The 23,232-nt window shown below is 39.8% G+C and carries 20 protein-coding genes; 9 read left to right on the top strand and 11 right to left on the bottom strand.

Annotated features, from left to right (window positions below; genetic code table 11):
• The first annotated feature begins 7 nt into the window (after positions 1–7).
• Both glyS and ACZ1GV_RS13300 read left to right on the top strand, forming a co-directional pair.
• Positions 8–2,068 carry a glycine--tRNA ligase subunit beta gene (gene glyS / locus ACZ1GV_RS13295; RefSeq protein ID WP_472674581.1) on the top strand — a complete coding sequence of 687 codons (2,061 nt, stop codon included), beginning with the start codon at positions 8–10 and terminating at the stop codon, positions 2,066–2,068.
• Between the two features lie 165 nt (positions 2,069–2,233).
• Positions 2,234–2,671, top strand: a complete 438-nt coding sequence (locus ACZ1GV_RS13300) for a hypothetical protein (protein ID WP_472674582.1) — start codon at positions 2,234–2,236, stop codon at positions 2,669–2,671.
• An 85-nt stretch (positions 2,672–2,756) separates the two neighbouring features.
• On the opposite strand, the gene ACZ1GV_RS13305 is transcribed toward ACZ1GV_RS13300, so the two are convergent.
• The 4 genes from ACZ1GV_RS13305 to fadB form a co-directional block, all read right to left on the bottom strand.
• On the bottom strand, positions 2,757–3,830 hold the full coding sequence (locus ACZ1GV_RS13305) for a GGDEF domain-containing protein (RefSeq protein WP_472674583.1): 1,074 nt from the start codon (positions 3,828–3,830) through the stop codon (positions 2,757–2,759).
• Positions 3,831–3,858: 28 nt separating this feature from the next.
• Positions 3,859–4,092, bottom strand: a complete 234-nt coding sequence (gene tusA / locus ACZ1GV_RS13310) for a sulfurtransferase TusA (protein WP_472674584.1) — start codon at positions 4,090–4,092, stop codon at positions 3,859–3,861.
• Between the two features lie 139 nt (positions 4,093–4,231).
• Positions 4,232–5,392: an acetyl-CoA C-acyltransferase FadA gene (gene fadA, locus ACZ1GV_RS13315; RefSeq protein ID WP_472674585.1), complete on the bottom strand. Its 1,161-nt coding sequence runs from the start codon at positions 5,390–5,392 to the stop codon at positions 4,232–4,234.
• Between the two features lie 11 nt (positions 5,393–5,403).
• Positions 5,404–7,569, bottom strand: a complete 2,166-nt coding sequence (gene fadB / locus ACZ1GV_RS13320; protein WP_472674586.1) for a fatty acid oxidation complex subunit alpha FadB — start codon at positions 7,567–7,569, stop codon at positions 5,404–5,406.
• Positions 7,570–7,789: 220 nt separating this feature from the next.
• Here fadB and ACZ1GV_RS13325 point away from each other — a divergent pair, with 220 nt between their 5' ends.
• The 3 genes from ACZ1GV_RS13325 (at position 7,790) to ACZ1GV_RS13335 (ending at position 12,611) form a co-directional block, all read left to right on the top strand.
• Positions 7,790–9,733, top strand: coding sequence for a lytic transglycosylase domain-containing protein (locus ACZ1GV_RS13325; RefSeq protein WP_472674587.1), 1,944 nt, complete (start codon positions 7,790–7,792; stop codon positions 9,731–9,733).
• Positions 9,734–9,810: 77 nt separating this feature from the next.
• The gene (pepQ, locus tag ACZ1GV_RS13330; RefSeq protein WP_472675901.1) at positions 9,811–11,130 is read left to right on the top strand and encodes a Xaa-Pro dipeptidase; all 1,320 of its coding nucleotides are present in this window, start codon (positions 9,811–9,813) and stop codon (positions 11,128–11,130) included.
• Positions 11,131–11,159: 29 nt separating this feature from the next.
• Positions 11,160–12,611, top strand: a complete 1,452-nt coding sequence (locus tag ACZ1GV_RS13335; RefSeq protein WP_472674588.1) for a TrkH family potassium uptake protein — start codon at positions 11,160–11,162, stop codon at positions 12,609–12,611.
• On the opposite strand, the gene ACZ1GV_RS13340 is transcribed toward ACZ1GV_RS13335, so the two are convergent.
• Genes ACZ1GV_RS13340 through ACZ1GV_RS13360 form a run of 5 tightly spaced genes read right to left on the bottom strand, consistent with a single transcriptional unit; the run spans position 12,608 to position 17,359 of the window.
• Complete coding sequence (locus ACZ1GV_RS13340; RefSeq protein ID WP_472674589.1) at positions 12,608–14,152, bottom strand: PH domain-containing protein; 1,545 nt, start codon at positions 14,150–14,152, stop codon at positions 12,608–12,610. The genes ACZ1GV_RS13335 and ACZ1GV_RS13340 overlap by 4 nt on opposite strands.
• Positions 14,145–14,666: a PH domain-containing protein gene (locus ACZ1GV_RS13345; protein ID WP_472674590.1), complete on the bottom strand. Its 522-nt coding sequence runs from the start codon at positions 14,664–14,666 to the stop codon at positions 14,145–14,147. Before ACZ1GV_RS13345 ends, ACZ1GV_RS13340 begins: the two co-directional genes overlap by 8 nt.
• A gap of 26 nt (positions 14,667–14,692) precedes the next feature.
• A complete protein-coding gene (locus ACZ1GV_RS13350; RefSeq protein ID WP_472674591.1) occupies positions 14,693–15,109 on the bottom strand; it encodes a DUF1801 domain-containing protein in 417 nt (138 codons plus the stop codon).
• Positions 15,110–15,137: 28 nt separating this feature from the next.
• Complete coding sequence (gene tdh / locus ACZ1GV_RS13355) at positions 15,138–16,163, bottom strand: L-threonine 3-dehydrogenase (RefSeq protein WP_472674592.1); 1,026 nt, start codon at positions 16,161–16,163, stop codon at positions 15,138–15,140.
• Between the two features lie 2 nt (positions 16,164–16,165).
• Positions 16,166–17,359, bottom strand: coding sequence for a glycine C-acetyltransferase (locus ACZ1GV_RS13360; RefSeq protein ID WP_472674593.1), 1,194 nt, complete (start codon positions 17,357–17,359; stop codon positions 16,166–16,168).
• A gap of 159 nt (positions 17,360–17,518) precedes the next feature.
• On the opposite strand from ACZ1GV_RS13360, the gene ACZ1GV_RS13365 reads away from it, so the two are divergent.
• A complete protein-coding gene (locus ACZ1GV_RS13365) occupies positions 17,519–18,289 on the top strand; it encodes a class I SAM-dependent methyltransferase (RefSeq protein ID WP_472675902.1) in 771 nt (256 codons plus the stop codon).
• Here the strand turns inward: ACZ1GV_RS13365 and gmhB are convergent.
• On the bottom strand, positions 18,279–18,857 hold the full coding sequence (gene gmhB / locus ACZ1GV_RS13370) for a D-glycero-beta-D-manno-heptose 1,7-bisphosphate 7-phosphatase (RefSeq protein WP_472674594.1): 579 nt from the start codon (positions 18,855–18,857) through the stop codon (positions 18,279–18,281). The genes ACZ1GV_RS13365 and gmhB overlap by 11 nt on opposite strands.
• The gene (locus ACZ1GV_RS13375) at positions 18,854–19,906 is read right to left on the bottom strand and encodes a glycosyltransferase family 9 protein (RefSeq protein WP_472674595.1); all 1,053 of its coding nucleotides are present in this window, start codon (positions 19,904–19,906) and stop codon (positions 18,854–18,856) included. Before ACZ1GV_RS13375 ends, gmhB begins: the two co-directional genes overlap by 4 nt.
• A 46-nt stretch (positions 19,907–19,952) precedes the next feature.
• Here ACZ1GV_RS13375 and ACZ1GV_RS13380 point away from each other — a divergent pair, with 46 nt between their 5' ends.
• The 3 genes from ACZ1GV_RS13380 to ACZ1GV_RS13390 are packed head-to-tail and all read left to right on the top strand — an operon-like array spanning position 19,953 to position 23,232.
• Complete coding sequence (locus ACZ1GV_RS13380; protein WP_472674596.1) at positions 19,953–20,750, top strand: 3-deoxy-D-manno-octulosonic acid kinase; 798 nt, start codon at positions 19,953–19,955, stop codon at positions 20,748–20,750.
• On the top strand, positions 20,747–22,090 hold the full coding sequence (locus ACZ1GV_RS13385; protein ID WP_472674597.1) for a 3-deoxy-D-manno-octulosonic acid transferase: 1,344 nt from the start codon (positions 20,747–20,749) through the stop codon (positions 22,088–22,090). Before ACZ1GV_RS13380 ends, ACZ1GV_RS13385 begins: the two co-directional genes overlap by 4 nt.
• Entirely contained in the window at positions 22,087–23,232 is a 1,146-nt protein-coding gene (locus ACZ1GV_RS13390) for a DNA alkylation repair protein (RefSeq protein ID WP_472674598.1), read from the top strand. Before ACZ1GV_RS13385 ends, ACZ1GV_RS13390 begins: the two co-directional genes overlap by 4 nt.

A 23,232-nucleotide genomic window follows, 5' to 3' on the forward strand; every position in this document is an offset into this window, starting at 1 on the left:
CATTAATATGAAAGATAATTTTTTAATAGAACTAGGTACGGAAGAACTACCACCAAAAGCCCTCAAGAAACTAGCGGTAAGCTTTAAAGATGGCTTTGAAGCACAGCTTAAGCAAGCAGAGTTAAGCTTTGACAATATAGAATGGCTAGCAGCCCCAAGAAGATTAGCTATCCGAGTAACAAATTTAGAATTTAATCAAGCTGATAAATCTGTAGAAAAACGTGGTCCAGCGACGTCCGCTGCGTTTGATGCAGACGGTAATGCTACAAAAGCTGCCCTCGGCTGGGCAAGAGGTTGTGGAATCGATATCTCTGAAGCGACTAGATTATCGACGGATAAAGGCGAATGGTTACTTCACAAAGCCGTCGTGCCGGGTAAAACACTAAATGACCTATTAGAAGGTTTTGTTAAAGCCGCACTAAAACAGCTGCCGATCCCTAAACCAATGCGTTGGGGTTCAAGTGATGCAGAATTCATACGTCCAGTGCATACACTAATTACTATGTTCGGTGACAAAGTAATTCCAATTGAGGTGCTTGGTCTAACATCTTCAAATCAATCACAAGGTCATAGATTTCATCATCGTGGTAAAGTGACTATCACGAATGCTGACAGCTATGTAGAAGAGCTAAAGCAAGCATATGTAATGGTCGATTTTAATGAGCGTCAAACCGCAATTAAAACTCAAATCGCACAAATATGTGAAGTTAATAATGCTGTTGTTAAAGGCGACGTCGATTTGTTAGACGAAGTTACATCATTAGTTGAATGGCCAGTTGCATTAGTTGGAACATTTGAAGACAAGTTTTTAGAGGTACCACAAGAAGCCTTAATTTATACGATGAAGGACGACCAAAAGTACTTTCCGATGCTAGACGAAAACGGAAGTTTGTTACCGAAATTTTTATTTATTAGTAACATTGAAAGTAAGCAGCCAAGTGCTGTCATCGAAGGAAATGAAAAAGTAATTCGTCCTCGATTAGCAGATGCTGAATTCTTTTACAACACTGACAAGAAAAAGACCCTTGAGTCTAGACTTAGCAGCTTAGAAAGTGTTTTGTTTCAAAAGCAACTTGGAACATTAAAAGAAAAGTCAGAACGTATTTCGGAATTGGCGGGTTATATCGCAACGCAAATTAATGCGAATGCCGATCATGCTAAGAGAGCGGGTTTGTTAGCAAAAACAGATCTAATGACAGAAGTTGTTATGGAGTTTACCGACATACAAGGTGTGATGGGTAAATACTACGCACTAAATGACGGCGAAAGCCCAGTAGTAGCCGACGCGTTATACCAGCAGTATTTACCACGTTTCGCTGGTGATGAATTACCGACATCACTAGAAGCATGTGCGGTTGCCTTAGCAGACAAATTTGACACGTTAGTGGGTATTTTTGGAATCGGACAATTTCCTAAGGGTGATAAGGATCCATTCGCATTGCGTCGCGCTGCGATTGGTATTATTCGTATCATGATAGAGAAAGAACTTGTTCTAGATTTTAAAGATCTTGCTACATTCTCATCAACGTTATTTGGCAATAAGTTAACAAATACCAATGTTATAAATGATGTGTTTGATTTCATGTTAGGCCGTTTCGAGGCGCACTATCGTGATCACGGCGTAACAGTAGAGGTTATAAGAGCTGTTGAAGTTAAAAAGCCTACCTCTGCATTAGACTTTGATAAACGCCTAAAAGCGGTAGTCGAGTTTTCTAAATTGCCGGAAGCAAAAGCGTTAGCTGCAGCAAACAAACGTGTAAATAACATATTGAATAAAAATGCAAAGACGAGTTTTGATGCAATAAATGAAACATTACTTGCTGAAGATGCAGAAAAACAACTCGTAAGTAAAATAGCAGCTATTGGCCCAGGTGTTGAAGCTGATTTTACTAACGGCGATTATAGCAAAGGGTTAACGGCGTTAGCCGCATTACAAACAGAAATTGATACGTTTTTTGAAAATGTAATGGTTAATGATGAAAACGAAGCTATTAAAAACAACCGTTATGCGATTCTAGGACGTTTACAGTCTTTGTTTATGCACACGGCTGATATTTCAGTTTTATAGCCTTACAATTGATATGAAAGCCCAGTTTAAACACTGGGTTTTTTTTTACTTAGGCATTTGGCCTCAATATTGCTTCGTATTATGACAGCTAATAATTGCCTAATATTGATGGCTTAGTAAAAACATGGCAAACACCAAAATAGTCATTATTAAACGAGAAATAAAATGAAAAACACATTCATAATTATTGTCACTATGCTGCTATCAAGTTGTGCTAATCATGCACAAAAGGACTCAACCGGAATTTATTTACGTTCTGAATTTTCTTGGTGGGAAGCACAGGCAAAGTATGAATTTAAAAAGTTTGATGATGGAAAAGCCAAAGTTGTAGCAGAAATTCAAAATGACGGTAAACCCTATAATATTAAAATTGCTGATAAGGCTTGGTCTGTTGGCCGGAACTGTGGTGTTTCCGAAGGAACGAATAAAGAGATAAAGTTAAATGAAACACGGTCATTAGCTTGCTCGTCAAAAGAAAATAACGATAGCTTAATGCCATTAGCTAATGCTTTTACATTTTACCCAAAAAAGAAGGGCAGTTACATATTTACCCTTGATATTGTACTAGGGCAAATCGTCAGTCTTACCATCACAGAAAATTAGACACGATTAAGCTCGACTTTACTTTACTGACTGACTTGTAAATCAACTATTTATTAATGAGCTATAAACTTATTCAACGATAACGTTAGAATGCTACAACTCTATTTCGGCCTTGTTCTTTGGCTTTATACAGCCTGTCGTCTGCAGACTTTATTGCCGTACTAAAGTCATCGCTATTTGTGATTTCTGAAACGCCAAAACTACTTCGGATGGTTAACGGCTTACCATCTTCTAAAATGAGAGGAGTCTCCTGCAATGAAACTCTAATTTTCTCGGCTATCTTTGTTGCCTTATCTATACCCATTTGAGGTATACAAATTAAAAACTCTTCACCGCCAACACGGCACAGAACGTCAGTATTCCTTAGTGCTTTTTTAATTACATTAACAGCATGTACGATGGCTTTATCGCCAACATCGTGTCCATAAGTATCATTTATTACTTTAAAATGATCTATATCCGTCATTATTAATGAAGCTGGCAACAGCAGGCCTGCGTTGGTCTTTAAATATGGAAAGTACGACGCTTCTAAAAAACGTCGATTCGGTATATCTGTAAGTGCGTCAGTATTTGCATCTTGCTTGTGCTTGATGGAAACCGTTTCAATTTTTGAATGGCTTTGATAACGATAATATTCGTTGATAAAAGAAAATATAATGATAACTATTGTAGAAAGTAAAAAGCGACTCTTCTCAGCCTCACCATAGCTAGCTATTAGAATACCGTCTGTATATAACATGTAAAAACTCATCACAACAAACGCGCCGGAGAAGTACGAACCCCATTTTGGACCCATAATAGAGTAGACAATTAGCGGGTAATACATTACCCAATATAGAGCGGTATTCTCTGTTCCACCTGAGTAAATTAAACAAGCATTAAATATCAATACGCCAGTGCAAAGTACAATTCTGCCGAGTTGTTTAAAGGACGTTAAGTAAAACAAAAACGCACTTATTAAAACCAAAATCAGTGTTCCGGCAAGAGACGACGACAAGAAAGGTGAGTATTTATCGTAATTAGCAATAAGTAGTCCAGATAAAACTACAACAGCCAATGAAATCATTGCCAATAAGGAAGTGTTCTGGCGAACTTGTTCCACGTTCTGCACATTATCTGTGTTTATATAGCGATGCCACTTTTCATGCTTTTTTTGCATTACGAGAAATCCTTTAAAATGCCTTTATTTATGTTCCCTTTTTTACTACAAAAATAAAAGGGGTTTCGTCAATATTTTGCTCAATGAGCTCGTGTCCCATAAAGCGACAAAAAGACGGAATATCTCTCACTGTAGCAGGGTCGTCAGCTTTTACTAACAGAGTTTCCCCTATGGCCATGCTACGAACTTCTTTTCGAATCATCATTACTGGCTCTGGGCAACGCAGGCCTAAAGCATCTAGGACCTTGTCCGTTTCTATCATAACTATGTCTCTAATAGTTTTAGCTAAAATAGTTATTAATAACTAAATGTAACAAAAGATGAATGGAATTTTATAACGATAAAAAAAAAGTGCAATGGATCATGTCCATTGCACTTTCGTTATTTGACGTTATTTCAGGTTATGGACGTTCAAAAATAGTCGCAATACCTTGGCCAAAACCAATACACATAGTTGCTAGACCATACTTAGCGTCCGCTCTTTCCATATTGTTAATCAGCGTTGTAGATATTCTCGAGCCTGAACAACCAAGTGGGTGACCAAGTGCAATAGCGCCACCGTTTGGATTAATATCATCCATACGATTTTCAATGCCTAAGCCTTTAACAACAGACAATGCTTGAGCGGCGAATGCTTCGTTTAATTCAAATTGACCTATGTCTTGAATATCAATGTTTGCACGTTTAAGTGCTTTTTCAGTGGCAGGAACTGGACCCCAACCCATAGTTGAAGGCTCACAACCAGACACACCCATTGCTTTAATTTTAGCGCGATACTTAAGACCAAGCTCATTGGCTTTTTCTTCGCTCATCACTAACATGCCTGAGGCACCATTAGACAATGCAGAAGACGTTGCCGCTGTTACTGTGCCATTTACCGGGTTAAACACTGGACGAAGTGGTGAAACTGTTTCCATTGTAGTTTGTGGACGAATTACTTCGTCGTAGTCACACATGGTTAATGCACCATTTTCGTCATGGCCTTCAACAGCAATGATTTCATTAGCAAAACGACCTTCTAGAGAGGCTTCATAAGCTAAACGGTGTGAACGAACACCAAACTCATCTTGTTGCTCACGGCTAATGCCATGTTTTCGAGCAAGCGCTTCTGCTGTTAGGCCCATTGAGCCAGCAGCTTGTGCTGTGTTTAAGTTTAATCCTGGGTGGAAATCTAAGCCGTGTGTCATTGGAACGTGAGTCATATGCTCAACACCACCAATAATAAACATGTCGCCTTGATCAGCCATTATCTTGTTGGCTGCATCATGAAGGGCTTGCATAGAAGAGCCACATAAGCGGTTAACTGTTACAGCAGGAACTGACGTCGGAATACCCGCCAATAAAGCAGCTTGACGGCCTACGTTAAAACCTTGCTCTAGAGTTTGCATTACACAACCCCAGATTACATCATCAAGCTCTGCTGGGTTAACCTTTGGGTTACGCTCTAGCAAAGACTTCATTACTGCCGCTGATAAGTCTTCAGCACGTACATTTTCGAACATACCATTTCTGGCTTTTGCCATTGCAGTACGAACGCAATCTATAATCACTACATTTTTCATTTTATTCGCTCCTACTTACCTGTGTATGTGCCATAAAAAGTTTGACCAGCTTCAGCCATTTGACGTGTTTTATCAGTTACATGATAAATCTCACCTAGGTCTTTGTACTTGTCGGCTTTAGCAACGAAGTTAGCAAGACCTACCGTATCAACGTAACGGAATACACCACCGCGGAATGGAGGGAAACCAATACCATATAAAAGCGCCATATCAGCTTCAGAAGGAGAGGCAACAATACCTTCCTCAAGACAACGAATAGTTTCGTTAATCATCGGGATCATTAAGCGGTCAATGATGTCTGCTTTATCGAACTCTTTGTCCATTGCTGCAACGTCACCCAATAAAGATAGTGTTTCATCTTTAATTTGCTTTTGAGGACGTCCGCGCTTGTCTTTAGAGTGCTCGTAAAAGCCTTTACCATTTTTCTGACCAAACATTTTACTATTATAAAGAACAGAAATGGGGTCTTTTTCTAGCTTTTGCATTCTTGTTGGGAAGGCTTCTGCCATTACGTCAGTACAATGATCAGCCGTATCGATACCTACAACATCTAATAACATCGCAGGACCCATTGGCCAGCCGAACTCACGTTCCATCACTTTATCAACTTGGGCAAAGTGTGCGCCGTCGTTAAGTAATAAGCTGAAACCAGCGAAGTAAGGGAACAATACGCGGTTTACGAAGAAACCAGCACAGTCATTAACCACAATCGCTGTTTTACCCATCTTAGTAGCGTAGGCAACCGTTGCAGCAATAGTTGCATCAGATGTGTTTTCGCCGCGGATTACTTCCACTAACTGCATTAATGGCACTGGGTTGAAGAAGTGCATACCACAGAAGTTTTCTGGACGTTTTAGGCTTTTTGCTAAACGATTGATAGAGATGGTTGATGTGTTTGAAGTAATGATGGCATTGTCTTCAACTAAACCTTCTACTTCAGCAAGAACTGACGCTTTTACATTCGGATTCTCAACAACCGCTTCGATAATAAAGTCAGCTGACTTTAATGACTCGTTGCTCAATGATGGCTGAATGTTGTTTAAGGTTGTTGCCAACTTAACACCGTCGATACGACCTTTAGCTAACTTTTTGTTAAGTATTTTAGAAGCTTCCGCCATACCTTGATCAAGCGCACCCTGTGCAATGTCTTTCATTACGATAGGTGTGCCTTTAGAAGCAGACTGGTAAGCAATACCACCGCCCATGATACCAGCACCTAGTACCGCAGCTTGTTTAACTTCGTGAGTATTTACTTTACCCGCTTTTTTCGCCAAACCTTTAACATACTGGTCATTCATGAAATTACCAATCATGGCCGTTGCTGCATCGGTTTTAGCTAATTTTGCAAAGTAACGGTTTTCAACACGCATCGCTTCGTCACGGGTCATACCCGCAGATTCATATACGCTATCTACAGCAGCAACCGGCGCAGGGTAATGTTTACCCGCTTTTGCCATTACCATTGTTTTGGCAACAGTCACTGCGTTTTCTAATTCAGTAGGGCTAAATTGAATAGGTGCTAGTTTTTGAGCTCGGCGAGCTTGCCAATCTAGTTTGCCTTCAATCGCTTGTAACAACATAGACGTTGCTACATCAATAATCTTATCGTTGCTAGTGAACGCGTCTACCGCGCCCATTTTAAGCGCATCTTTTGGCTTTTTAGGACGGGCAGATGTAATCCATTCAAGAGCATTATCAGGTCCAATAACTCGTGGTAAACGAACCGTACCACCAAAACCAGGAATTAAGCCTAAGTTGTTTTCTGGTAAACCAACTTGTGCAGTTTCGTCTACAACACGGAAGTCAGTTGCTAGACAAAGTTCAAAACCACCACCTAACGCAAACCCAGAAATAGCCGTTAGCGTTGGGACTTTGATGTCTTCGATGCCGTCAAACATGTCAGAGCTAGACTTTACCCAATCAACAAGAATGTTTTCGTCTTGCTTAAAAGTTTCTAAAAACTCAGTAATGTCTGCACCTACAATAAAGGCTGATTTAGCAGAACGGAACAACACAGCTTTGATTGAGCTGTCTTCATTAATCGCTTTTGTAGCATCTTTACAGTCTTGAATAGTTTGTTGATCAAACTTGTTGACTGAACCAGGGGCATCGAATGTAAAGTGGGCAATTCCATGCTCACCCATAGTTACATTGACAGTTTGGCCTTTAAAAATCATTGTTGTACTCCCAAAATTAAATGGTACGACCAGTTGATATTGTCTTGTGAGTGTCGCCTTAAATACCGCAAAAATCAATGTTTTTCCTTAAATAGCCATGTAAGGAAAAGTGCACAAATTAATATTTGCTCAAAGAATATTAAAAATAAGGTCAAACACTCAACGATTTTTGTTAAGTTAGTTTAGACTAAAATACTCAGTACATCTTTGGTGATTGTTCATGGCTGTAAAACTCGGAAAAAAAAGCTTTGCTTGTATTGTTCTTCTTATATCATCACCACTTTTTGCAGGTGCTACAAACAAAGCTAGCAGCGAGAACATAAATCATACACCCGAACTTCTTTTTGAGGAGTTTGAAGACATAGCATCCTCAGGTAATACTGACGAATATCTTCGCCTAGTAAACCAATTTAACTCGCATCCTTTATTCCCTTACGCGAAAGCTTCTTATTTAAGTAAAACATTAAGTATCGATAAAAAAGCGGTCATAAATGAGTTTGTTAATGAGTTTAAAGGAGCGCCATTTACGAACTCTTTAGAGGTTAAGTGGTTACATTATTTAGCCAATAACAATTACCGTGACGCGTTTTTCGATGCCTTTCAGTACGGAATAGATCTTACTTTAGATTGCCAGTATTTGAGTTGGCAACTAGACGGCAATGCAAAGGTAACAAGTTTGCATAATGAGATCGTAAATATTTGGGTGTCTAACAAGTCGTTACCCAAACAGTGTGATGGTGTTTTTAACAAGTGGTTCGACAGCAACTTAGTAACGAGTGACATCGTTTTAAAACGAATAGAGTTGGCGGCATTATCTAAAAACTTTAATTTAGTACGTTATTTAAAACGATATTTGCCCGAACATAAAAAATATCTGAGTGACTTATGGATTAAAGCCGCGTCTAAGCCTAACTCAATTTATCAGCGAGGGTTCTTTTTGTTGAAAAACAAAGATGAATTAGCGATTTTACGATCACAAGCTAGTAAGTTAGCGTTTGCAAACCCTGAGCGTTTTTATAAGTGGTGGGTGGCTAGTGGAAAGTCAGTGTTTTCAAAGATTGATGGTAGCGTTTATGTTGATAAAACGGTAGCGGTTGCATTGGCCGTAAATAAATCGCCCATTTCACTTACGCTTTTAAATGAATTACCTGACGATACTGTTGATGAAAGTGTTAAGCAGTGGCGATTAGCAAGAGCGTTAGCAACCAACAACTGGAATATCGTGTTGACTACAGTTAATCAATTACCGGAATTGTTTCAAGTAGACCCAGCGGTTGTTTTTTGGCGGGCACGATCAGAAATGGAAATAGGTAACCTGCAGTACGCAACTCGATTATTAAGCGAACTAGCAGAACGCCGAGATTATTATGGTTTTATGGCAGCATCCGCGTTAGGCCAAAAACTTAAAATGCGACACGAACCACTAGAGATTGAAGCTTCGGTAAAAGCTAATATCGAAAACCACCCCACATTTCAACGAGCGTTAGCATTGTTCAACAATAATTCTCTGTTGCGGGCGAGGCAAGAGTGGAACTACTTAGTTAGCGATTTACCTGATGATTTGATGTTGGCAGCCGCTGAGTTGGCCGCCGAGTCTGGCTGGGTAGACAGGCCAATATTTACCTTATCAAAAGTTGATTACTTAAATGACGTAGAACTGCGTTTTCCTTTGGCATTTAACGATATTATTCAGAAACATGCGTTGAGTAGTGATTTACCCGCGAGTCTCATATACGCGATTATACGTAGAGAAAGTTCTTTCATTGAAGATGCTTTTTCATCAGCGGGAGCCGCAGGATTAATGCAAATCAAACCTGCAACTGCCTCTGTAGTGGCTCGTCAGCGTATTTCTAAGTACGACTTGTTCGAACCAGATACTAATTTATTGTATGCCACATCGTATCTTGAGAAATTGTTGTCAAAAACGGATCAAAATCTAGTGTTGGCCGCCGCATCATACAATGCGGGCTTTAATAGAGTTAAAAAGTGGCTACCAAAAACATCAATTGATGCTGACGCTTGGATAGAGTCAATACCGTATAAAGAAACAAGGAATTATGTAAAGGCTGTGGTTGCATATAAACAAGTTTACCAGCACCTTCTGAACGAAGAGACAAGTATTACAGCTGACATCACAAGTCTAACGGTTGAACCGGAAATTTAACGACTGCGCTTAATGTATCAAAATATCGGTGTTACACTCCTAACCATATACAAATAGGAGTATAGAAAATGACACTAATGAATAACTTAGCGGCGACATATCCAGCTCATATTGAACGTTTACAGGCGTTAACAAAAGACATTGTACAAAAAGAACGTTTAGACGGAATTGTCATTCATAGTGGTCAACCTATGCGTCAATTCTTAGACGATATGTACTACCCATTTAAGCCTAACCCTCAGTTTAAGGCTTGGGTGCCTGTTATTGATAATCCTCATTGTTGGTTGATTTTAAATGGCACTGACAAACCTAAACTCATATTTTATCGTCCAGTCGACTTTTGGCACAAAGTGCCAGATGAACCGACAGAGTATTGGACCGAATGTTTTGATATTGAATATCTGAAAAACCCTTCAGAAGTAGAAAAGTTACTGCCTTATGATAAAGCTAATTTTGCTTATTTAGGCGAATATGTAGACGTTGCTAAAGCGCTAAACTTTGGTCACATTAATCCAGAGCCAGTTGTTAATTTTGTTCATTACCACAGAGCGTATAAATCGGATTATGAAAAACATTGTTTACGTGAAGCAAACCGATTAGCCGTACTATCTCATAATGCGGCAAAAAATGAGTTTTTAGCTGGTGGTTCAGAGTACTCAATTCAGCAAGCTTACTTAGCCGCTAGCCAGCAGATGGAAAATGATACACCTTATGGCAATATTGTCGCGTTAAACGAAAATGCAGCCATCTTGCACTACACCCACTTTGACCGCGCTGCCCCTAAACAACATCGTAGCTTCTTAATTGACGCTGGCGCGCAATGCAATGGCTATGCAGCTGATATTACTCGTACTTATACAAAAGAGCAGAATCAGTTCAGTGATATTATAAAATCATTGGATGATGTTACCGTTAAGATGGGTAACGCTTTAAAACCAGGTGGCAGCTACGTTGATTTGCACATTCAAACGCACCAACACATCGGTGCAATACTAAAAGAGTTTGGAATTACCAATGTAAGTGCAGATACAGCGGTTGAAAGCGGTTTAACAAGTACGTTTTTCCCACATGGTCTGGGTCATCACTTAGGATTGCAAGTTCACGACATTGGCGGCTTTATGGCTGATGAGCGCGGCACGCACATTGCCTCGCCAAAACAACATCCTTTTTTACGAACAACCCGTCCAATTGAAGCTGATATGGTATTTACCGTTGAGCCTGGTTTGTACTTCATTGATTCACTTCTTGGCGATTTAGTTGGTACGGAACGCCACGCTATGGTGAATTGGGATAAAGTTACAGAGCTTAAACCTTTTGGTGGGATTCGCATCGAAGACAATATTATCGTGCATCGTGAGAAAAATGAGAACATGACACGAGATCTTGGTTTAGAATAACCAGACTGTAATTAAGAATAAGAAAAACAATGCAATATCGCGCCATTATTCGAATACTAGGCTTACTGGTTTGTATCTTCAGTTTAGCCATGTTACCACCGTCCATCGTTTCGGTTTTTTATCGTGATGGTGGCGCTTTGCCTTTTGTTCTTGCGTTTTTCTTTGCTCTTGGTGCAGGTGGTTTAATTTACTATCCGAATCGTCATCAAAAATCAGATCTAAGAGCAAGGGAAGGCTTTTTAATTGTTGTCTTTTTTTGGTTAGTTCTGGGCTCATTTGGTGCCTTACCTTTCATCTTTTCTGTATCACCTGAAATTAAAATTGCCGATGCGTTTTTTGAATCCTTTTCAGGACTAACCACTACTGGAGCGACGGTATTAACTGGGTTGGATGAGCTTCCCAAGTCATTTCAATTTTACCGACAGCAATTACAGTGGTTAGGCGGTATGGGTATTATCGTATTAGCTGTCGCTATTTTGCCGTTATTAGGTGTTGGTGGTATGCAGTTATATCGTGCTGAAACCCCAGGCCCAATGAAAGACAGCAAGATGACACCACGAATAGCCGATACGGCAAAACACTTGTGGTACATATACGTCATACTCACATTAGCTTGTGGCCTGTGTTATTGGATTGCCGGTATGTCTGTGTTTGATGCAATTTGCCACGCGTTCTCAACCATCGCAATTGGCGGATTTTCGACTCATGATGCGAGCCTTGCCTATTTCAACAGTCCTGCAATCAACATGGTTTGCGTGGTGTTTTTGTTAATTGCAGCCGCAAACTTTTCATTGCATTTTGCTGCGTTTAGAAATAAATCCTTGATGCATTACCTTAGAGATCCAGAATATAAAGCCTTTTTGGCAATACAATTAGCCTTAGCAATATTGTGTTTTTATATGTTGGTAGAGTATGAGGTATACGGTGGTCGCTTAGAGGCGCTAGATCAAGCCTTACTTCAGTCTGTGTCCATGTCTACTACCGCAGGTTTTGCTACAACGAACTTTGCAGCATGGCCGGTATTTTTACCAATATTGTTAATATTCAGCTCGTTTATTGGTGGTTGTGCTAGCTCGACCGGCGGTGGACTAAAAGTAGTTCGAGTTGTGTTACTGTTCAAACAAGGCATGCGCGAGCTTAATCGACTGGTTCACCCTAAAGCGATATATTCAATAAAGCTTGGTAAAAAAGCATTACCGGATCGTGTTGTCGAAGCTGTTTGGGGATTTTTCTCTGCTTACACTTTAGTATTTGTATTAATCATGCTGGCGTTGGTTGGTACAGGTTTGGACAACTTATCGGCATTTACAGCGACAGCAGCGAGCCTAAATAACTTAGGCCCAGGTCTAGGTGAAGTTGCACAAAACTACTCTAGTGTTACAGATACTGGCAAATGGGTTCTAATGCTAGCCATGGTATTTGGACGTTTAGAAGTATTCACTTTGTTAGTTCTATTTACACCGGCATTCTGGCGCGATTAAAGCCAGTGCTTAGTACTGCTTTCCATTTTATAAGCACATAGGTTTAAGAAGGCACGCGCTTTTCTTTTTGGAAGAAAAGGTATTGTCTCTTTTCCATAAGGTAGTTGCAGTACAACGCTTGCTAAATTATTCCTACGTAACATCGGCGTTTGAACTTGCCCAATATTCTGAATTTTATAAAGCGGAATAATAGATATTTTTTGACCGATAAAGCCACTTCTAATTGCGACATAATCGTCATTAAACCACAACCCAAAACGTCGCCAACGAAGATATACCAGCAAACCACCGATAGGTGTACAGGCAATTAGCCAAATCCAAGACGTATCAAGGTGCATAAGTAGCAGCGCTGCTATGGTTAATGGTGTGAGCCAAAATACCGCGATACAGTGAGATAGATATCTAGTGCTTATACCAATAAAATTAATCTGCTCGGTATCTAAATTTCCGTATGTTGTATGAACAATACTATGCCAAGCGTCAGGAGATAATGTTGGAATTGACAGATTGTTTTTATTCTTCGCATTTTGACCGTGGGCAATAGCCAACTGATGAAATTGCATAGTGACGCGTCGTAGTAGCTTGAATACCCAATTTTGTTTGATAGATATTGCTTGAACTCGATGTTTAGCAATTGAAATTTGATGCTTTTCAAATAACCCAGCAGTTCGCTTTAGTTGTTTGCCTTCGTTAAATAATTCAAAGTTATAAAACTGAACAATAGAGGAAAGTACTGATAACAATACAGCAAATAAAATGACAACGGTGACAAAAAATATGGTGGCAAAGACATTTAATAATGGGCTTTGTGGGAAGAATAAATTTAACAATGAAACTATATTGGGGACGATGGAGGCCTTTGCAAAAACAACGATTGAATCCATAAACGGTGCTAAGACCGCCAGTAAAATAAAGGTCATATTTGACGATAAACCAAATCGAGCAATTTCACCAAGTGATAACTTAATTATAGGGTCTGACGCAGCAAAAACATCACGTTGCTCGCTTTCTTCATTGATGTCGTCATTAGATTTAATGGTGGATTGCTTCTGTTTGTAGCTGAAGATATCCGTTCGAACGGTTTCAGCATAATCAATGGAAATACCAGGAAGGCTTATCTCTTTCTGTGCAGATCCTGCCGAGTCGAAAATACAATTAACTAACTTTAGTGGCTCAAAATAAATTGGCGTAGCAAGATTAACGTTTTGTACTTTTTCAAAGGCTAAGGTAGTGCGCTCTTTATTTAATATGCCGCGACGAAGAATAACTTGGCCTTCCGTTACGCGGTAACGAAAATTCTGATAGTAAAGAATTGAGTAAATAATTAGGCCAACAACTAGAGTGATACCCGCTATACCTAGCCAAAATAGCTTGTCCTCAACTTGAGTGATGAAAATAGCGAGCGCTGGCGCTAAGTTAATAATGCCATCTTTTATAAAGCGAATCGTAAAGTTAAAGATGAAAAAAACGATAGAGAAGGGCGACAAGCGGTGCCAATCAGATTCACTTTTTTTTGTAGAATCGGCGATTACATTAGTCATTATTAAATGTTTCCGAGTTTGCCTTTTCTAAAATGAGTTGCCTTATTTGTGATGCTCTGTACACGCTTAACCCATTGATAACTAAATCTGAGGAAAGTCCGCCAGCACTAAATATTTTTATTGTTGCTAAACCCAGCTTTCGCTCAAAAATACCACGTTGCGTTTCTATATGTTGTATACGATTAAAAGGGATAATTGTTGTGGTTCGCCAAATAAGACCTCGACGATACAAGATATCTTGCTCTCTGAGGGCAATGCCTCTTTGCTTGTGACTCGCGAAAATATAGTAAACGACCCAAACGATAACGGCAGAAAAAGCGCCGGTAATGTACAGAGTGACATCGTTAGGTATGCCAAGAACTAGCCAGCCTGTTACTAATACAGCAGCAACAATAAAAAAAGTAATTAACCACCCGATAAGCTGTTCAATGGGAGATTTGGGATCCATCATTTGATAATCAACAGCATTAAAGTCGGGAAGAAAATCAATATCAAGTTGTTCGTTGCTAAACATGTAAAGTCCTTTGGGCGGGGATAGTGTCAGATTTCGCTATCAAAGCGAGCTTGATATGAGAGTGCGATCATTTGTTTTAACACGTCGATATCAATATCTTCTAATTTATTTATATATAAACAAGATTTACCTGTTTTGTGTTTGCCGAGTCGCTCAAGCAGGTGTTGGTATTGGCTGAAACCATTCATTATATATAAGGTAATATTTTGTTTTCTAGGAGAAAAACCAACTCTGAACCATTCGCCTTTGCGGCCACTGGCATATTGATACTTATAGAGACCAAAACCAATGAGGCTATCGCCCCACATAACGGCTGGTTGCTGAGTAATGTCAGACATAATTGTCAGAAGCGTATTAGCATCTGAACGCTTTTTATCATCGTTTAAGGCGCTTATAAACGTTGAGGGACTAACCTCTGTTTGTTTCGTTTTTAAGTCTGACATTACTAAATTCCTTCTCAGCTAGCTTTGGTTAATCCCAGTTTAAGATAACTTTACCTGATTGACCTGAACCCATGGTATCAAAGCCTTTTTGGAAGTCATCAACGTGAAACTGGTGCGTGATCATTGGTGAAATGTCTAAACCAGACTGGATAAGACTTGCCATTTTGTACCAAGTCTCAAACATTTCACGGCCATAAATGCCTTTAATGATTAGGCCTTTAAAAATAACCTGATTCCAATCCACCGCCATACTCGCTGGTGGAATACCTAACATGGCAATTTTACCACCGTGGTTCATGTTGTTAAGCATTGAGCTGAATGCACTAGGTACGCCTGACATCTCAAGGCCTATGTCAAACCCTTCAGTCATGCCCAAGTCACTCATTACGTCTTTTAAATTTGTTTCAGATACGTTAACAGCCCGTGTCGCACCCATCTTTTTGGCCAGTTCAAGGCGGTAAGGGTTTACATCTGTGATAACTACGTGACGCGCACCAACGTGTTTAGCGACGGCAGCGGCCATAATACCTATTGGTCCAGCGCCGGTAATTAATACGTCCTCACCGACTAAATCAAAAGAGAGAGCTGTGTGAACCGCGTTACCAAACGGGTCAAAAATAGAGGCTAAATCATCCGAGATATTATCTGGAATTTTAAACGCGTTAAATGCGGGAATAACTAAATATTCTGCAAAAGAACCTTCGCGGTTAACACCTACACCGGTTGTATTTCGACACAAGTGCACTCGTCCTGCTCGGCAGTTTCGACAATGGCCACACGTAATGTGTCCTTCACCAGACACTCGATCGCCAACTGTAAAACCTTTTACTTCTTGGCCCATATCTACTACTTCACCAACATATTCATGGCCAACAACCATAGGCACAGGAATGGTGTTTTGTGCCCATTCGTCCCAGTTGTAAATATGCATGTCAGTGCCACAAATTGCAGTTTTACGAATCTTTATCAATAAATCATTGTGACCCATCACTGGCTTTTCAGCGTCGGTCATCCAAATGCCTTTTTCCGACTTTAACTTTGCTAATGCCTTCATGATTAAATTACCTTAAGTTCTTTGCCAACTTCAATAAAGGCATTAATAGCTTTATCAAGTTGCTCTTGCGTATGAGCCGCCGAAATTTGAGTACGAATACGAGCTTGGCCTTTAGGTACAACCGGGAAGCTAAAGCCAACAACGTAAATGCCTCGTTCTAACATTTTATCTGCAAACATAGAGGCTAACTTTGCGTCACCCAACATCACAGGAATGATGGCGTGATCTTTACCTGCTAATGTAAACCCGGCTGCTGACATTTTCTCACGAAAATAAGCAACGTTTGACCATAGGGTGTCACGTAGATCCGACCCTTGCTCTAACATATCTAATACTTTAAGTGACGCCGTTACAATTGATGGTGCTAGTGAATTCGAGAATAAATATGGGCGAGAGCGTTGACGTAACCATTCAATCACCTCTTTTTTACCTGAAGTATAACCGCCAGATGCACCGCCTAATGCCTTGCCTAGGGTTCCGGTAATGATATCTACACGGTCTAAAACATCGCAATATTCGTGCGTGCCACGACCGTTTTCACCTACAAAACCAACAGCATGAGAGTCATCAACCATTACCAACGCATCGTACTTATCGGCCAAGTCACAAACGGTTTTTAAATCACAAATAACACCATCCATTGAGAATACGCCATCGGTAGCTATTAGCTTAAAGCGCGCACCATCTGCGTCGGCTTGCTGTAATTGCTTTTCAAGATCTGCCATATCATTGTTTGCATAACGGTAGCGTTTACATTTTGAAAGTCGAACACCATCTATAATTGATGCGTGATTTAGTGAATCTGAAATTATTGCATCTTCTGCACTCAATATTGTTTCAAATAAACCACCATTGGCATCAAAACATGAGCTGTAAAGGATAGTATCTTCAGTTTTTAAGAAACTACTGATTTTAGCTTCGAGCTCTTTGTGAATATCTTGAGTGCCACAAATAAATCTTACTGAAGCAACACCAAAGCCATGCTTATCCAAACCTTCTTGGGCAGCATTGATTAAATCTTGGTTATTCGCCAATCCTAAATAGTTATTTGCACAAAAGTTTAAGACTTGTTGTTGGCCAACGTCGATGCTGGACTTTTGCTGTGACGTTATAATACGTTCTGACTTGTACAAGCCATCTTCTTTTACTTGTTCGATTTGCTCATTAAGGTTTTTGAAAAATCCAGCTGCGCGCATTTAAGTTGCTCCAATATGAGTGTGGGTGGCGAACATAGATTTGCCACTAAGTGTCGCCGATTGTACTGCTTTTATCTCAGCTCGTCAGCATTTAGCATAGACATCCGAGCAGGGAATGGTAAAAATAACCTTACAGAACATAATGAGTTGTTAGCACATATGGAACACTTAGAAATTAATCAACAAGCATGGAATAGAAGAACGGAAATTCATGCTGAGTCGTCGTTTTATAATGTAACTGGTTTTCTCAATGGTGACTCAACGCTAAACCCTTTAGAAATAGCTCAACTAGGTGACGTAAAAGGTAAGTCGCTGTTGCATTTGCAGTGTCACTTTGGGTTAGACTCGCTCTCGTTGGCGAGACTCGGTGCTTGCGTAACTGGCGTGGATTTATCATCTGCCGCAATAGATAAAGCCAACGAATTGGCATTAACAACTAACCTTAATGCGACTTTTATTTGCTCTGACGTATTGCAACTTCGTCAAATTGATAGCCAGCAATACGACATGGTTTTTAGTTCCTATGGTGTTTTGTGTTGGTTGCCAGAGCTGACATCATGGGCCAAGGTTATTGCAGACTCTTTACACTCAGGTGGACAGTTTCACTTAATCGAATTTCATCCTTTTCATGATGTCATGGCTGGGTATCCGTATTTTAATACATACTTGCCGTGTCACGAATCGGAATCAACGTATACAGAGAATAGTGGGGATGAAGAGCAAAATATCGTAACGTGGGCGCATTCAATTAGTGAGGTAATAACGGCATTACTCGATGCGGGTTTGGTTATTAGTCAATTTAACGAGCATGACTATAGTCCCTATGACTGTTTTGACGGCTTACAAGAAACAAGTCCTGGTAAGTTTCAACTTATCCAGAACAATGAACCTGTGCCTATGCTGTATTCTTTAGTTGCGACTAAGCCTTAGTCTGCGAAAACCAAGACTGTTTTAGCTCTGTTAAATTGTTAAAAACAGCATCTGCCGCTTTTGCTTGCTGATCCGAAAATGTCTGTCCACTTTCTACTAAGTACTTGAACTGGACGTTAGCGGATCTAGCGGCTTTCATATCCGACTCTTTATCACCAACAAAAATAGACTGTGCAGGATCGATATTAAGCTCTCTTATCGCTTCTAAAATCATGCCTGGCTGCGGCTTCCTGCAGTTACAAGAGCGTAAATATTCCGGTTGTGCTTTTTCTGGGTGATGAGGGCAAAACTTTACTGCAGCGATATTTACGCCATGTTTGGTAAACTCTTGATTCATCCAATGGGTTAAATGCTGAAATTGGGCTTCATCATAATATCCACGACCAATGCCTGATTGATTGGTAATAACGACAATGAGAAAGCCATCGTCAGCAAAGGTTTTTACAACGTCAAAGACATCAGAGATAAACTCAAAGTTCTTAGGATCACTGACGTAACCGTGATCGACATTTATTACGCCATCACGATCTAAAAATAATGCTTTTTGTTTTGTTACGTTATTGTTCACAACGAAAAATCCTTAACCAAGCGGTCAAAGTTATGCTTTGCCATTTCAATAGTTATATCAGCCATAAGGTTTTTACCTTTAGCTCGAGTTCCCCATTTTAATTGCTCAGCCGGTTTCCCTTTTTGTTGTTGAATGTGTTTGTGGTAGACGTTGCAAACATAATCTTGATATAGATACGGCCCAGTGCGCTTGGGATTTGAATGAGCGTATAAACCTAAAACGGGTGTTTGTTGAGTAACAGCCATATGCGCAGGTCCAGTATCAGGGGCGATGACTAAGCTTGCGCGATTAAGTACAGCTAACATTTGTTTTAGTGATGTTTTTCCAATCAAGTCCTGAATTGAACAGTTCGAGGCTGCGATAATATCATTACCGATACTTCTATCTAGCGGGCCAGGTCCACCACACAAACTTACTTTAAAACCTTGTTCATCGGCATAGTCTGCGATTGCAGCGTAACGCTCCGCTAGCCAATTGCGTTCTGCTTTACTTGCAGCTGGTGCGATAACTAAATGGCGCTCATTATTAGGTAAAACGGTTTCAGCAAATTCTATGTCTTGGTCTGAAACAGGAATGTTCCATGTTAAATGATTAATCGCTTCACTTGGGACACCAATTTTTTCGGCAAATGCAAAAAAACCTTCTAATACATGCGGCTCTTGCTGGGCTTTAATTCTTGAGTTAGTAAATAGAGCGTGCAATTCTTTGGCACGTCCCCAGTCAAAACCAATTTTTTGTTTTGCGTTTATGTATCGTGCTGCCCAGTTTGCTCTTAGCGCCACTTGCATATGCAATAACACGTCAAACTTACGATCACCTAAGTCATGCTTTAATTGTGTATAAGCCTGTTTGCCTTTGCTTTTTTCAAAAATAATAAACTCTACACCTGGCAAGTCTTTTAGCAGTTGATATTCAACTTTGCCTATAATCCAAGTTACTTTTGCTTGTGGATGTTGTTTTTGAATAGCTTGAATTGCAGCAACGGCATGACATACATCACCGATGGCAGAAAGCCTGAGTATACATATAGACTGTAATGAAGAGGTCAAAAAAAGCTCCAAAAAACGAATTGGCGTAAATAGGTTAAGCTAAGGTATGATCTTAGCTAAATTCAGACTTAAAAGAAACGTGCAAAAAGTGTTAAAAAAACCAAATTCTTTAGAATCAAAACAAGCAAAGGTTGGCAACAGACACTTCAAGTTCCTGTCGGAGTTTGATGGTTTGATTAATGGGGATTGGTTTAATCCAGAGTTTTGGCTAAAAGCGGGTAACGTATCAGGTACGTCAAAAGGTCGTTTCACCACCTATTTTATTCAGACACAAGATAATCAGCAGCAGCCGGTAGAAATGGTGTTACGTCACTATTATCGCGGCGGGTTGGTTAGACATTTCAACAAAGACAAGTTTTTCTTTAAAAACCCTTCAGAGTCTCGAGCCGTGAGAGAGTTTGATTTATTAAGCCAAATGTGGAGCCTCAAGTTACCAGTACCGAGGCCATTGGCGTGCCAAGTGGTTAGTCATGGTTTTGGTTGGTTTAGCAATGACATACTTATTGAACGTATTGAAGGAGCAAAAGATGCTTATAACTTATTGCTTAAAAAAGATTTAACGCCTACTGTATGGAATGAAATAGGTAAAACCATTCGTCTTTTCCATGATCATCATGTTTTTCATGCAGATTTGAATATTCATAATATACTTATTTCAAATCAAACAGATATTACGTTGATTGACTTTGATCGATGCGCATTTAACTTGTCGCCAAATGATAGTTGGAAACAGGCCAATTTAGAGCGCCTGAAACGTTCTTTGGAAAAAGAAAAAACACTTAATACGAATTTTTATTATACAGAGCAAAATTGGAGCGACTTGCTGGTGGGATATCAAAAATGAAGCAATTGCTTGCGTTAACTTTTTATAACGTATTACTACTGATAGTCGGTGGGCTTCAGGTCGCCAAGTGGCTGCTGTTTCTATTGCATCGTTACACTATTCAAGTGTTCAATTCTAATGCGAAAGCAAACGTCAAGATGGATATAGCTTGGGGTCAGAAATTTGGTTTGATTCCAAAGCGTTTACCAAAACACATAAAAAATAAATCGTTGCTAATACATTGTGCTTCAATGGGGGAGGTAACCGCAGCATCAGGTTTAATCAAACAAATTCTGCAACAACACCCAGAGCATTATATTGTCGTCACGACAAATACGTTAACCGGTAAAGAGCAACTATCAAGAAAGTTACCCGATGAAATTCAAAAGCGTGTGTTTCATACCTACTTGCCGGTAGATTTACCTTGGATGATGTCTTCATTACTGAGAAAAGTTAAACCGGTGGCGACGCTAATAATGGAAGTCGAGCTCTGGCCAAATTTAATTCGAAGATGTAAGGCCAAAAAGATCCCAGTTGTTGTTGTTAATGCGCGTATGACTGACTCAACAAAGCGTGGGTATCAGCGCTTTAGTTGGTTAGCGAAGCCAATGATAAAATCTCTATCCAAAGTGTTAGCAAGAAACCAAGATGACTTCGATCGCTACATTGAGCTTGGTCTGAGCGATAAGAGTATTCAAATTGTAGGTAATTTAAAGTTTGATATAGAGCTGCCATCGGATCAATTAAGTCAGTTAACAAGAGCAGAATTTAACGTCGAAAATAGGCTTGTCTTTATTGCTGGTAGTACACACCTTGAAGAAGAAGAAGTGGTTATATCTGCGTATAAAAAACTAAAAAAGCTATATCCAGAATTGTTACTTATTATTGCGCCAAGGCACCCAGAGCGCTTTCAACAAGTGTTGGAATATTTGATAGTACAAGACGTTAAAATAGCTCAACGAAGTTTAGACGAACCGGTCACTGACAAAATTGATGTTTTGTTAGTTGATAAAATGGGCGAGCTAAATAAGTTATATGGCGCTGCAGACGTTGCTTTTGTTGGTGGTTCTATCGCTGAGAAAGGCGGACATAACCCGTTAGAAGCTTCTGCCTATGCTAAACCCGTCATTATGGGGCCGCATATATACAATAATCCCGAAGTTTGTGATGAACTAGTTCGCGCAGGTGCGATGGTTATTGCTAACTCTGAGCCTGAGTTTTTAGAAGTGTTAAACGATTGGTTTGCTAACAGAGAAGTTCGTGAAGCAATAGGCAAAGCTGGCTTAGGTGCGATTATGTCGCATGCTGAAATGACCGCCACAATCACTACCGTGGTTTATGACATTATAAATGATCAATGAAAGCGGTATTTAACAAACCTCAAATAATCATTACTGGGCAGCTTTTTTCTGATTACTTCACAAAAACCACTTTTTCTTTTGATGAAGATAAGTTTATTGAACTTGCCAGTCATAATATTGAAAAACATGAATTGAAGCAGCGTAGCGAACAAATTGTAATTGCTCTGCAACAATGTTTGCCAACGGATCAATCAGATGCCGTTCGTGCCTTATGTCATGTATTGGCGCCAGTAAACAATAACCATAATTTAAAAGACATCACAACTGACAAAAATGGCGTAGCAGGATGGATGGTTATGCCTTTTACCGAGTATGTCGGGCGACTGGATAACTATGATTTGGAGCTGGCATTAAACGCGTTAAAAACACTCACTAAAAGGTTTACTAGTGAATTTGGAATACGACATTTATTGTTATCTCAGCCTAGTAAGTGTTTGGCGATTATGTTGCCTTGGTGTTCAGATCCCTGCCACCATGTCAGGCGCTTAGTAAGCGAAGGTACTCGACCGTTATTACCATGGGCGATGCAACTTCCGGAATTTAAACTTAATCCAGATTGGGTAAAACCACATTTAGAAAAGCTTAAATCCGATGAATCAGAGTATGTTCGAAGAAGTGTGGCAAATCACTTAAATGACATCAGTAAAACGCATCCGGATCTCGTTGTAGATATCGCAAAACGTTGGTTATCGACTCAAGCCGATAAAAACACTCACCGTATGGTAAAACATGCGTGTCGAACCTTAATTAAACGAGGGAATATCGACGCTTTAGGTGTATTTGGTTATTGTTCACCAGACAATATTTCCGCTACGTTTAGCATTGATAAGTCAATTGTGAAAGTCGGTGAGTCGTTAACCTTGGGTTTAACGTTACATAAAAATACGGCTGATAACGATTCAGTCGCGGTGTTAGTGGACTATCAAGTTCATCATTTGAGAGGACGAGGCCAACACATAGCAAAAGTATTTAAGTGGAAAGAAACGACATTAATAAATAAGCAAGTGAGTTTCGACAAGGTTCACTCGTTTAAGCCTATAAATACAAGGCGTTATTACAGCGGGTTACATTATATAGAAGTGTTACTAAATGGAGTTGTCGTCGCTAAGCAAGCCTTTGAACTTATTGCCGATAAAAGCTAA

The organism is Psychrosphaera sp. HA2-10 (genome assembly GCF_055693745.1).